This is a genomic window from Candidatus Zixiibacteriota bacterium (genome assembly GCA_040753495.1).
Classification (GTDB): Bacteria; Zixibacteria; MSB-5A5; order GN15; family PGXB01; genus DYGG01.
In genome coordinates, this window is record JBFMEF010000025.1 from 1 (window position 1) to 12370 (window position 12370).

The following is a 12370-nucleotide window of genomic DNA, read 5'->3' on the forward strand; positions in this document are numbered from 1 at the left end:
CGGACTGAATAGTATGGATGAAAACCAGTTCAACCTCTGGCGTTTGCTCGAAATCATCGCGCTGCGGATAAAGTTCATCGTTATTTTTGTTCTTACCGTTACGATTCTGTCAGCTGTGACGGCTTTCATTCTGCCGAAATATTACCGGGCCCGCGTTTTATTGTTGCCGCCCAAGGACGAGCAATTGAAGCTGGGACAGGGGGCCGGAATTCAGGATTATGTCTCAATCACATCGGGACTGGCGCTTCCGGTGCGGGCGACTCCCACCGACATCTATGCCAGAATTCTGAAGAGCCGCAGTATCGCCGACCGAGTGATTGAAGCCAATAAGCTGAAAGAGCATTACGGGATGAAGTCGGTAGTGGATGTTTTGAGCCGATTGGAAGACCGCTCCGATTTCCGGGTAACCGACGAGGGGCTCTTGGAAATATCGTTCTCCGACCGCAATCCGCAGAAGGCGGCGGATGTCGCCAACTCTTATGCGGCGGAACTGGACCGTCTGAACCGCGAAGTGACCAGTGCGCGCGCCCGCACAACGCGCGATTTTATCGGCAACCGGCTTATAGAAGTTGCTCGCGAGCTTGATTCCGCCCGCTCGGCGCTCCGCGTTTTTCAGTCGCGGCACAAGGCAATCGACCTGGACCAGCAGACGCAACTGGCCATTCAGTCGGCGGTCAATCTAAAAGTCGCCCTGGCCGAGAATGAAATCGAGCTTAATCTCAAGGAGCAATCACTCTCGTCGAGTCATCCCGACGTCATCACCTTGAAAAGGCGGGTAGAGCAGATTCGTGAACAGATAAGCAGTCTCGAATTCGGCGCCAAGGATAGCTCCTTTCTTAATCTGCCCGTTTCAGAAGTTCCCTTGCTTAAAGGGCAACTGGCGGAGCTTACCAGTCGGGTGCAGGTATCAGAAGCGCTTTTCCAGATTCTTACCGAGCAGTTCGAGCAGGCTAAGATACAGGAGAAGATGGATACCCCGACAATATCGGTGCTGGACCCGGCTTATCCGCCGGAGCTTCCATATCGTCCGCAGAAGAAAATAATTGTCGCCGTGGCGGCGGCGCTGGCGCTTATCCTGGCGATATTTTTCGCGCTGATATTGGACTATCTGGAAAATCTGCGCAAAAAAGCGCCTGAGGATTACCATCGTGCCGCCCTTTTCTTCAATACGCTTCTGGGCTGGATTCCGGGAGTGCGCAAATACTTCTCTTAAGATTCACAGGTGAGGAAATATGTCGAATGCTATAATTGATTCCTCGGCCCGTATTGCCGAGGGAGTGCGGGTGGGAAACTTTTCGGTAATCGGGGCCGGCGTGGAAATAGGCCGCGGCTCCATAATCGGCAATAACGTGGTCTTGCACGACGGAACCAGAGTCGGCGACAATGTCCGCATCGATGACGGTACCGTAATCGGCAAACATCCGATGCGGGCGGCGAATTCGGCCGTGACCAAAGAGCAGCAGCTTCCTCCGGCCGAAATCGGCTCCGACTGCATCATCGGCACCGGCGTGGTTATCTATCGGGGATGTCAAATCGGACGCAAAGTCCTGATTGCCGACCTCTCCACGGTCAGAGAGAATGTCTCCGTCGGTGATTTCACCATTGTCGGTCGGGGGGTCGCCATTGAGAATTTCTGCCGAATCGGACGATACTGCAAACTGGAAACCAATGTCTATATAACTGCCTATTCGGAATTGGAAGACCGGGTTTTTGTGGCGCCCTGCGTGGCGACATCAAATGACAACTTCATCGGGAGAACCGAGGAGCGGTTTAAGCACTTCAAAGGGGTGACCGTAAGAAGAGGGGGGCGGATTGGTGTAAATGCCACGATACTTCCGGGAAAAACTATCGGCGCCGATGGTCTAATAGCGGCGGGGGCAGTGCTGACACAAGACTGTCCGGATAAAAAGATAATGGCGGGGGTGCCAGCGAAAGTATTCCGGGATGTGCCCAAAGAGCAGTTGCTTGAAAATCAGGGATGGAAGGAGTGAGCGATGGCGGTTCCGCTGCTTGATTTATCGCGCCAGTACCGCAGTATCAAAGAGAAATTAGACCAGGCGGTGCTGCGAGTTTTTGAACATAATCAGTTTATTCTGGGTCCGGAGGTAACGGAGCTGGAAAGCCGACTGGCGATTTTTTGCGACTGCAAATATGCGATTGGGGTGGCCTCGGGCACCGATGCTCTTCTGCTGGCGTTGCGTGCCGCCGGTGTGGGTCCCGGCGATGAAGTGATTACTTCTGATTTTTCATTTTTTGCCTCGGCCGGCGTCATATCGCGGCTGGGGGCAGTGCCGGTCTTCGTTGATATCGAAGAGGACACCTATAATATCGACCCAAGAGCCATTGAAAAGGTCATTACTTCGCGGACAAAGGCAATCATGCCGGTGCATCTTTTTGGACAGACCGCCGATATGGACCCGATTATGCAAATAGCCCGAAAGCATAATCTTCAAGTTATCGAAGATGCGGCGCAGGCAATCGGCGCCCGCTATAAGAATCGTCAGGCCGGGTCGATCGGGCATTACGGCTGTTTCTCCTTCTTTCCGACCAAAAATCTCGGCGGCGCCGGCGACGGCGGCCTGGTGACACTCAGTGATGATGACCGCGCCGACTTTGTGCGGATTCTAAGATTTCACGGCGCCAAACCGAAATATTATCATCGCGTCATTGGGTATAATTCCCGCCTGGATACGCTTCAGGCGGCGGTGCTTCTGGTAAAGCTCGATTATTTGCCTCGTTGGACCGAAGGGCGCCGGAAAAACGCCGCCCTGTATGACAAAGCGTTTCAGGGAACCGCAGTTAAGACCCCGGTCGCCAAAGACTACGCCTATCATATTTACAACCAATATACCATCGCCGTGGAGAACCGTGACGAGCTGATGCGGGTATTGAAGGAAAAGAAGATTGGGCATGAAATCTATTACCCGGTTCCGTTTCATTTGCAGGACTGCTTTAAAGACCTGGGGTACAAGCCGGACGAATTCCCGCTGACTTCCAAGGCATCGGCATCGGTGGTGTCGCTTCCGATTTTTCCGGAGTTGACCGCGGAAGAGCAGGAAGAAGTGATTGCGGTGGTGAAATCGATATCGGGCTGACCGATTTCATGCGATTGCAAAGAATCGGAGGGCAACGAATGCTGTCAAAGAAACCGCTCATCTTTTCCGTGGTGGGCGCCCGGCCTCAGTTTATTAAACTGGCGCCGCTGGCGCCGGTACTTTCGCGCCGATTCCATCATATCATTGTTCATACCGGGCAGCATTATGATTATGATATGTCGCAGGTTTTTTTCCGCGAGTTACATCTCCCCAAGCCGAAGTATAACCTGGATGTCGGTTCCGGGTCGCATGCCTTAATGACGGCCAATATTATGATTAGGCTGGAAAAATTGCTGGGTCGACTTCAACCTGATATCATTCTGGTATATGGCGATACCAACAGCACCTTGGCGGGAGCGCTGACCGCGGCAAAATTGCAGATTCCGGTAGGGCATATCGAAGCGGGACTGCGCTCCAACCGCCTCGACATGCCCGAAGAGATTAACCGCCGCCTCACCGACCAGGTCTCCTCTCTGCTTTTTTGTCCGACCGAAACGGCGCTTGATAATCTCAAGAAAGAAGGAATTAAAGAAGGAGTAGTGCACGCGGGCGACTTGATGTATGAGTTGATTGCAACGCGAGTCGATGATGCGAAAAGGTCGCGTGCCGCGCTAAAGCGATTCGGGCTGGAAGCGGGGCGATTCCTTCTTGTTACCGTCCATCGCGCCGCCAACAGCGACCGGATAGAGAATCTGAAAACCATCGTCTCCCTCCTTGCCGCCCTTAATGAAAAGATTGTCTTCCCGGTTCATCCCCGGACAGTTTCCAATCTTAAAAAATTCGGCTTATGGCGTCAACTTGCGGCTATTAAGCATCTGACCGTCGCCGAACCGCTTTCGTATCTGGATAACCTGTCGCTCATCAGGCATGCCCGGGCGGTTTTGACCGACTCCGGCGGCATGCAGAAAGAAGCCGCCTTTGTTGGAACCCCCTGCATCACTTTGAGGGAAGAAACAGAATGGCCGGAGACTCTGAAGCAGGGGAATTTTCTGGCAGGCCTGTCGCAAAGCAAAATCGTCTCCCGCCTGTGTCATCTGCCACAGGTCAAATCGGGACGGAGCCATCGCATTAAGGGGCGGGAACCTTCGGAGATAATTTCATTGGCGCTCCGAAAATTTCTGGGAGCGCTCTGACCTTGGCTCAGGAATCGCGCATAGGACAGGCGATTTTCGGGGTTACGGGAATAGTTGTAATATCGAAACTTCTGGGATTTGCCCGCGAGATGGTAATAGCCGACCGCTTCGGCACCTCCTGGGAATATGACCTTCTTCTGCTGGGAATGGCCGCACCTGTTTTCATTAATCTGGTCCTGGTGAATTCCACTAACCTGCTTATTGTACCGTCGCTGACCGGAATAAAAGGCGCCACCGATTCCGGGGCATATAGCCGCGCTCTCTGGAGAATTTATTCCACACTTCTGGTAATCTCATTTGCTCTAACCCTGGCAGTGATATTGCTTGCGCCGTTTCTGGTGCGGATGATAGCCCCTCAGATTGCGCCGGAAAGTTATCCGCAGGCAGAGCTTTATTGCCGGTTGTTCGCTCTGCTGATAGTCCTCGGTTTCTCGGAATCATATCTTCGCTCGGCGCTGAACATTGAAAAGAACTTCCTCTATCCCGCCGCCGGCACGGTGGTAATGAACGTCATCGCCATTGCCGTTATTTATTTCTTCTCGGGGCAACTCTCGGTCATGGCGATAGTGGTGGGTTTATTAAGCGGCGCCTTTCTTCAAGTGCTCTATCTTTTGCTGAAACTGGCGGGACCCAAGGGAGTAACGCGAATCAAAGCGGAATTCTTCGGTGAAGATTTTCGGAAAATTGTCGCCGTGGGATTTGCTGTCATCGCGGTGGAAATCTTTTCGCGGACCTACTTCCTGATAGACCGCTATTTTGCCTCCGGTATGGAGAGCGGCGTTGTCTCGGCGCTGAATTATTGCAGCATGCTGGTGATGCTCCCGGTCAATATAATCGCTTTTGCCGTGACTGCGGTTACCTTTCCGTTCTTGAGCGAAAGAGCCTCGAGTGAAGCGGCGGAATCGTTTTCAAGTCTCCTCAAGACGACTCTTCGCCTGCTTCTTGCACTGGGTATTCCCTGTGCGCTCTTTTACGGACTTTTTTCACGGGAGCTGGTTACGGCAGTGTTCTATCGCGGCGCTTTCGAGAAGGATTCGCTGGATATGACATCCCGCATACTGGTCTATCTGGCGCCATATCTTCTGTCCGTTTTTCTGTATGCGGTTCTTATTCAAGCCTGTTATGCTTCCGGCAGGCAGAAGACGGTGCTGGTCATTGCCGTTACTTCAATGATTACCAAATTTGTTTTGACCGGATTGCTCGCCGATAGATGGGGATTTATCGGCATTCCGCTATCCAGTTCCCTGGTGCAGACAGCAACCGTTGCCGCTTTGTTTGCTGTCCTTGTTGCCGACAGAAAAATTAAACCTGATAGGTCTTTGAGAGGCGTAATCATTAAGACAATACTGGCATCGCTGCCGATAATACTCTTGGCGATACTCTATCATCAGATTTTTACAGGAGAGGTTATAAGCAGTGTTCTCTACCGATACCGTATCTTGCCGGCGATGCTGATTGCAGTTATCTTATTCTTAATTGTCGGTAAGGCGGTAAGGATGCCGGAGACGTCGAAGATATGGGAGCTGATTTTGGCAGGCAGGAAAACGCGATGAAAGAGATATTCGGTCTGCGGACTGCTCTTGGTCCCTTTTTTGTCGGCGCCATAATGATATTTTTGTGCGCCGCCGCGATTCTGCTTGCCGCCGACAGGGCGGTACCGGCTCTGCTGGCTTCCATGATACCGGCGGCGTTTGTACTGGCGGCGTACCCCCGACTCTCGCTATACCTCTATATTTTCACGCTGTTTGTTCACTATTATCCGCTTCCCGGCTCCACGGTGCTCTTATTGGACCTGGTAACACTTCTCTTGCTTGCCTCTTATGCCATCGATTTTCTTCTCAAAGGAAATTCGGTCATGAAGGTCCCGGGGATAATCAATTACTTCTTAGTTCTGATATGCCTGATGGTCTTCAGCGCCGTTTTTGCCTACCATCCGGAGTACAGTATCAAGCCTATCCTGCGGGTAATTTTCCAGATTCCGATAATAATCGCGATATATAATTCCGTAAATTCCAAAGATATCGGACACTTCCTTAGATTCGGCTTTCTGCTTCTTCTGGCGCATGCCGCTGTCAATGTTGCGACCTTTGTTTCCACCGGCGGAAGTTACCGGGTTTTTGGAAGCGCCAATGTCTACTTCAATGATATCGCCATGCTATTTGCGCCGGTCGGGATAGCCGGATATCTCTGGGGAAAGTCATCACGGAATGCATTGTTCTTTGGTTTTGCTACAATTGTCGTTCTTTTCGGAATGATTGCCACGCAGTCGCGCGCTCCCCTTATCACAGTCGTCTGGGTAGGGTTGGTGGTGGTAGTTGTTTCTCATCGAAAAGCTGACCGGCAGGGGAATCTGCCGGTAAAGCGCAAGGCGCGGCTGATACTTTTGGGAGTGGGGGTGATGGCGGCAATAATAGTTCTCTTCTCCGATTTATTTCGCGACGTAGGAGAACGGTTTCGAACCCTTGCCGATATCGATACCGGAACCGTCTGGCTGCGGGTATCGCTCTGGAAAGCGGCTCTGGTGGCATTTCTAAGCGACCCCTTGACCGGCATCGGTCCCGGAAATTACAGATATATCGACAGCATTATTCCCTCCTTAAAATTCGACCCGGCGCGATATTATGTGACCGGCTATTCCTCCCATAATATATTTCTCCATTATCTTGCCGAGACCGGGCTTCTGGGGGCGCTTGCCATGGTCTCCATCTATCTTAAGAATTTCCGTACGGCGCTCAAGATAAATCGACCGGCGCAACCGAAAGGAGACCTTTCGGTGTCGTACGCCTTGCTGGGGGCCGGGCTGACTATTTTTGCGGCGCTCTTTTATCTGAATGGCTGGATGTGGGGTCATTCGGCATTTCTGGCGCCGCTCTTTATCGCCTTGACTGCCAAATATTACAACTCCATTTCAAATGGCTAAGCGCGTTGTAATACTCGGAAATGCTTCCTCGGTGCATATTATCCGCTGGGCTACCGGTATTGCCAAGGCCGGATTTGAGGTTCATCTCATTTCGTTGGGTGGCGCGCCGATTGAAGGAATCAATACTATCATTGTTGAGTCGGGAAAATTTCGAAGGTTATCTTATATCACCAATCTTATGAAAGTGAAGCGGCTGATAAAAAGCCTCCGGCCGGATATTCTTCACAGCCATTACGCTACCGGCTACGGGCTCTGGGGGGCCGCCAGCGGTTTTCATCCCCATATAATAACTATCTGGGGAAGCGACATCCTTGCTTTCCCCTCCAATTTCATTCTCCGGGCGATCTTGAAGAAGATACTGCTTTCAGCCGACTGCCTGACCGCCACCGGAAAATTCTTATGCCGGGCAATGGCGGAACTGATTCCGAACAGGAAAGAGATGGTTTGTAATGTCCCCTTTGGTGTACAGCTACCTGAATTAGTAATCCCTCGTTCTCCTGATGAAACTGTAAAGCTCATCTATCTGAAAGGACATGAGAGCATCTATGGCCCGGATATTCTTCTTCGGGCAATGAGACTGGCACTGGATTCAATGCCGACGCTTCGGCTGACCATGGCAGGACGAGGGCGTATGACGCCGCAGCTGCGCTCTCTGGCAGAAGAACTTGGTCTAAAGGAAGCGGTATCTTTTCCGGGATTCATAGAGCACTACCGGACATTCAGATTGCTTGCCGAACATGACCTTATGGTAATGCCGTCGCGACAGGAATCATTCGGGGTAGCGGCTTTGGAGGCATCAGCGGCGGGAATTCCGGTAATCGCCTCCGCTGTCGGGGGGATTCCGGAGGTGGTAATTGACGGCGCAACAGGTCTTCTGGTACCGCCGGAGAGTCCGGAACGTCTGGCAGAGGCGATTGTTAAACTGGCGGCAGACGCTTCCTTACGGGAAAAATTGGGTAACGCCGGGCGAAAATTTGTGGCGGAAAACTATCGCTGGGACGATAATATCAAGCAGATGATTGAAATCTACAACAGTTTGATGAAAAGCCAATGAAGCGAAGAATATCGAAGGTGCCGTTCTTCCGACTCCGGCTGGGAACGCCTGAGAAGAGGGCGGTGTCGAGAGTAATTGAATCGGGCTGGGTGACCTCCGGTCCGACCGCCCGCGCCCTGGAAGAGAAGATAAAGAAACTGGTGCATGCCCGGTATGCCATCGCGGTCTCCTCCGCCACGGCGGGACTTCATCTTTCCCTAAAAGCGGCCGGCATCGGAACTGGAGATGAGGTGATAACCTCGCCGTACACCATGGCGGCGACGGTCGAAGCGATTCTCTATACCGGCGCCACACCGGTATTCGCGGAAATCGACCCGCTTACATTGAACATTGACCCGGCGCAGGTCGCAAAGAGAATCTCCCGCCGAACAGAAGCAATTATCCCGGTCGATATCGCGGGACTTCCTTGCGACTATGACGCCCTGCTGAAAATCGCGCGACAGAGAAAGGTCCTGCTTATCGAAGATGCCGCCCATTCGCTGGGGGCGCAGTTCCAGAGCAAACCGGTTGGCTCGTGGTGTGACGCTACCGTCTTTTCTTTCTATTCCACTAAAAATATCACCACCGGCGAAGGGGGAATGGTAGTCACCGATAGCAAAATATTGGCGTCAAGAGCGCGGTTGCTCTCGCTGCATGGCATGACCTCCTCCGGCTGGAAGCGGTACGCCGGTGGCGGTTGGAAATATGATATCGTAGAACTGGGCTACAAATATAATCTGTCCGATTTGGCGGCCGGACTCGGTCTGGGGCAACTGACACGGTTCGGAGAGATGCAAAAAAAGCGCGAAATGCTCGCCAAGCGATATATAGAAAACCTCTCCAGACTCGGGGCGTTCATAGAGACACCATATATTGACGCGAGGAGCCGTCACGGCTGGCATCTGTTCATTATAAAGATTATCCCGGAGAGATTGCGGATAACGCGGGACCGCTTCATCAGCGAGCTGGAAAAACGAGGGATAGGGTGCGGCGTCCATTTCATACCGATTTACAGATTCAGTTACTTTCGGAAGCATCTGAAGCTGAAAATCTCAGATTTTTCCGCCACGGAGAGCGCCTACCAGAGAGTGATATCGCTTCCGTTCTATCCCGACCTCGCTTTCGGGGAAGTTGACTATGTTTCGGAAAGAATCGCGGAGCTCTGCCGCAAATTTTGTCGGTAAACGGAAAAGTATGAGGGCTGCCTCAGGATGAAAGACAGCCCTCTTGATGAGAGTCTCCTCAACTCATTTCATAAGTGACATCTTAATACTTCGCGCGTACTCGCCCGATTGCATTATGGCAAGGTAGATTCCCGATGAGACCGCCGCGCCACTTTGATCGGTGCCGCGCCAGGTAACCTGATGTTTGCCGGCCGTCTTATACTCGTCAACAAGCACCGCCACTTGCTGGCCGAGGATATTCAGGATTGTCAATTTTACATGAGACGCCTTCGGAACATCGAATGATATTATCGTCTCAGGATTAAAGGGATTGGGATGATTCTGGTACAGGCGGTAGGTAATCGGAATGAGTTCGGTTTCTTCCTTTACTACCGGATTCTCGATAGGCGGGGGCGGTTCGGTTCCGTGGCATTTGCTGCTGACACGGGCGCCGGTCAAAACCGTAAACTGGCTCACCCCGTTCTGTTTCATTATCGGTTCTGTGAAAGTGACATAGGAAGAAGTCATGGTTACGCTGGGTTTGAAGCAATCTGCAACCGAATGGTAGGTGATTGTGGCAATCGGGGTATATTCATTTCCATTCGGAGGAAGATTAAACCCGCTGGTGGAATAAATCCGTCTCTGTCTGGAGGTGATATACTCTACCCCAACATTGAGACCGAGATAGGGTGTCACCGATGAAATGGTGTGATTGTTGCCGACATTGACTTTAACGGAAAATTCATCAAGCGGGAAATTATTGCGAATGGAGAGCACGTGAGTCACATTATAGGAGCCGCTGTTGCTGGCGTTGGGAACCTGGAATTCTCCCACTTTGAACTCGACCGGTTCACTGGTCCAGTTCAGTCCGCTGCCGTACTCAAGAGTCACACTGACCGAGGTATCCACCACCCGAGCCGGAAAGAGATTGAAACCGTCGTAATAATTGACGGTGAAAGGCAGGGTGGTATAGCGGTTGAGATATGTCGCAGGACCGGCGCCGGTGTATTGGAAAGCCACTTTAAACAGGTCTCTGAATTCAGGAGCGGCATCGCGCCAGTTGGTTTTGGTGGCGTCATAAGTATGGAAAAATGACGAGAGCAAAGTGCCGTTCTGAAAAGTCACCGAGGCAAAATGAAAATCGTCAGATTCCCAGGTCTTGTTGGGATAGTTCCAGTTGCTACCCAAATCAAAATTAACCCGTATTGCCGGCGTGGGACCGCTTGTGCCGGGGTTGAGTCCGGCGGGGAAATTGTTTTGCAGACCGATATTGAACTCAACCGTGCCATTGGGCGATATCATATTGCCCGCCATCGGGGATGATTTATAAGATGCCATATAATCTGGAATTATGACACTACCCGAATTGAAATCTATCGGGTCAACAAGCATATCGCAGTACGGAAAGATGCTGTTAGCATTGTAAGGCCAGCAGAATATATCATCGGTTAGAAAAGTCAGAGGGATAGTCTGGTTGTCGGCTGCCGCGAGCACGCGAAACCGAATTGTGTATAGCCAGGTTGGTGTCGGCAGTTCCGGAGTGTAATAGACGAATACGTTGTTCTCATCGTCATTATTGATAATAGTTATGTCCAGATATGTCCCGTTGTCTGTCGGATAACAGTAACCATCATAGCATCCGCCCGGAAGCAGGTCAGGGTTATGGACAAAATCGACAAATTCCAGTTTCGAGTGGTCAAATTCAATCTTGTGATGATACCCGAACATGCGGAAGTTGGTTTGAGCCGTAACCGGTATTTCGACAATATCCTGCCCCAGGAAGGCCGAGACCTCAGGAATATCGAAGTGCGCCTGATAATCGTCGATTGTGACTGCGCCGCCGGTCCATCCCTCGGGCGTATAGCAGAAATAGTCGCCATTAATCACTATATGGCTGTTCCCACAGTCGGCTTTGAAGGAGAGCTCATTGACGGAATGCTCTTCCTGGCAGTTGGCGAAGAAGACCAGATTGGCGAAGACGGTCGGCGTGGTGGGAATAGCGCCGGTGCCGCCAAATACCAGGACAATTTCATCAAGACCGGCCACCTGATTGTGGGTGGCATCGAAATTTCCGCCCCAGCTGGCGGTTTTGGCAGCCGACTGGTAATCCAGTTTGAACTCGTCAAATAGAACGGTGAACCTCATCGGACCCATGTCGCTTGTCGGCGGGGTCCCTTCATACCAAATGGTGAGCGGAATGGTGGCGGTCATCGATGGCACCGATCCGACCGTCCCTTGAACAAAAACGGTCGCTTCGCCCAGGTCGACTTTCAGGTTCGGGTCGTCAACATCAAGAAGGACAGCTGATGCCGATGTTGCAAGAACCATAAGCCCGGTAAAGAGCCAAAATATAGATGCTTTACGATTAAACATAATTGTCTCCTGTAGGTTAGATGGGGTAAGGATTAACAGAGCGATAATCCTTCTCGCGGCGGCGGTAAACCGCTGATAAATTTGCCTGTGCTCAAATACATCGCCCTCTCCCCTCAATACGGGGCGGTATTAGGCTGTGAAACTTACTTTTATGAATTACGCCGACAATTTCAATTTAGGCCTCAGCGCCGGCGCTGTCAAGAACTTTTAATGGATGGCGACAGGGATATCGTTCGATAATGAATCTCTGGAGAATAAATGCTTGTCAAATTGGCATTGGGGCGGTAATATTTAAGCGGAGGTTAATATGCCTGCCAATCTTCCGCCGCAGTATTACGAACTCGAAAGAGAGTTCAAGAAAGAACAGGACCCGAAAGAGAAACTGCGCCTGGCGCAGGAGCTCTTGGCGATGATGCCAAAGCATAAGGGGACTGATAAACTTCAGGCGGAACTAAAAGCCAAGATTTCGAAACTTCGTCAACAGCTGGAAACGCCGCAGAAAAAACATGGGGCGCGAACGGTCGAGGCGCACGACCATATCGATAAAGAAGGCGCCGGGCAGGTGATAATGATTGGTCCGCCCAATTCGGGGAAATCCTCCCTGTTGGCGACATTGACTCATGCCCAGCCGCTAATCGGCGATTACCCTTTCA

General features: G+C 51.6%; 10 protein-coding genes. 9 read left to right on the forward strand and 1 reads right to left on the reverse strand.

Features of this window, described 5'->3' with window-relative positions:
• The 8 genes from AB1690_01445 to AB1690_01480 all read left to right on the forward strand — a co-directional run.
• On the forward strand, positions 1–1213 hold a 1213-nt coding region (locus AB1690_01445; GenBank protein ID MEW6013964.1), incomplete at its 5' end, for a Wzz/FepE/Etk N-terminal domain-containing protein.
• Between the two features lie 19 nt (positions 1214–1232).
• Positions 1233–1991: an acyltransferase gene (locus tag AB1690_01450; protein MEW6013965.1), complete on the forward strand. Its 759-nt coding sequence runs from the start codon at positions 1233–1235 to the stop codon at positions 1989–1991.
• A 3-nt stretch (positions 1992–1994) separates the two neighbouring features.
• Complete coding sequence (locus tag AB1690_01455; GenBank protein MEW6013966.1) at positions 1995–3095, forward strand: DegT/DnrJ/EryC1/StrS family aminotransferase; 1101 nt, start codon at positions 1995–1997, stop codon at positions 3093–3095.
• A gap of 38 nt (positions 3096–3133) precedes the next feature.
• Complete coding sequence (gene wecB, locus AB1690_01460; GenBank protein ID MEW6013967.1) at positions 3134–4228, forward strand: UDP-N-acetylglucosamine 2-epimerase (non-hydrolyzing); 1095 nt, start codon at positions 3134–3136, stop codon at positions 4226–4228.
• Between the two features lie 2 nt (positions 4229–4230).
• Complete coding sequence (locus AB1690_01465) at positions 4231–5781, forward strand: lipid II flippase MurJ (protein ID MEW6013968.1); 1551 nt, start codon at positions 4231–4233, stop codon at positions 5779–5781.
• Positions 5778–7148: an O-antigen ligase family protein gene (locus tag AB1690_01470; protein ID MEW6013969.1), complete on the forward strand. Its 1371-nt coding sequence runs from the start codon at positions 5778–5780 to the stop codon at positions 7146–7148. The genes AB1690_01465 and AB1690_01470 overlap by 4 nt, the downstream gene beginning before the upstream one ends.
• Positions 7141–8202, forward strand: coding sequence for a glycosyltransferase (locus tag AB1690_01475; protein MEW6013970.1), 1062 nt, complete (start codon positions 7141–7143; stop codon positions 8200–8202). Before AB1690_01470 ends, AB1690_01475 begins: the two co-directional genes overlap by 8 nt.
• The gene (locus AB1690_01480; protein ID MEW6013971.1) at positions 8199–9365 is read left to right on the forward strand and encodes a DegT/DnrJ/EryC1/StrS family aminotransferase; all 1167 of its coding nucleotides are present in this window, start codon (positions 8199–8201) and stop codon (positions 9363–9365) included. The genes AB1690_01475 and AB1690_01480 overlap by 4 nt, the downstream gene beginning before the upstream one ends.
• A gap of 63 nt (positions 9366–9428) precedes the next feature.
• Here AB1690_01480 and AB1690_01485 read toward each other — a convergent pair whose 3' ends face one another.
• Positions 9429–11717, reverse strand: coding sequence for a FlgD immunoglobulin-like domain containing protein (locus AB1690_01485; GenBank protein ID MEW6013972.1), 2289 nt, complete (start codon positions 11715–11717; stop codon positions 9429–9431).
• A 307-nt stretch (positions 11718–12024) separates the two neighbouring features.
• Between AB1690_01485 and AB1690_01490 the strand changes: the two genes are divergently transcribed.
• Positions 12025–12370 (forward strand): GTPase (locus AB1690_01490; GenBank protein ID MEW6013973.1); only part of this gene is annotated, 346 nt, incomplete at its 3' end.

Excerpts from the sequence above, each read along its gene's own strand:
- AB1690_01450 (MEW6013965.1), top strand. The coding sequence starts at position 1,233 with ATGTCGAATGCTATAATTGATTCCTCGGCCCGTATTGCCGAGGGAGTG.
- AB1690_01455 (MEW6013966.1), top strand. The coding sequence starts at position 1,995 with ATGGCGGTTCCGCTGCTTGATTTATCGCGCCAGTACCGCAGTATCAAA.
- wecB (MEW6013967.1), top strand. The coding sequence starts at position 3,134 with ATGCTGTCAAAGAAACCGCTCATCTTTTCCGTGGTGGGCGCCCGGCCT.
- AB1690_01470 (MEW6013969.1), top strand. The coding sequence starts at position 5,778 with ATGAAAGAGATATTCGGTCTGCGGACTGCTCTTGGTCCCTTTTTTGTC.
- AB1690_01475 (MEW6013970.1), top strand. The coding sequence starts at position 7,141 with ATGGCTAAGCGCGTTGTAATACTCGGAAATGCTTCCTCGGTGCATATT.
- AB1690_01480 (MEW6013971.1), top strand. The coding sequence starts at position 8,199 with ATGAAGCGAAGAATATCGAAGGTGCCGTTCTTCCGACTCCGGCTGGGA.
- AB1690_01485 (MEW6013972.1), bottom strand. The coding sequence starts at position 11,717 with ATGTTTAATCGTAAAGCATCTATATTTTGGCTCTTTACCGGGCTTATG.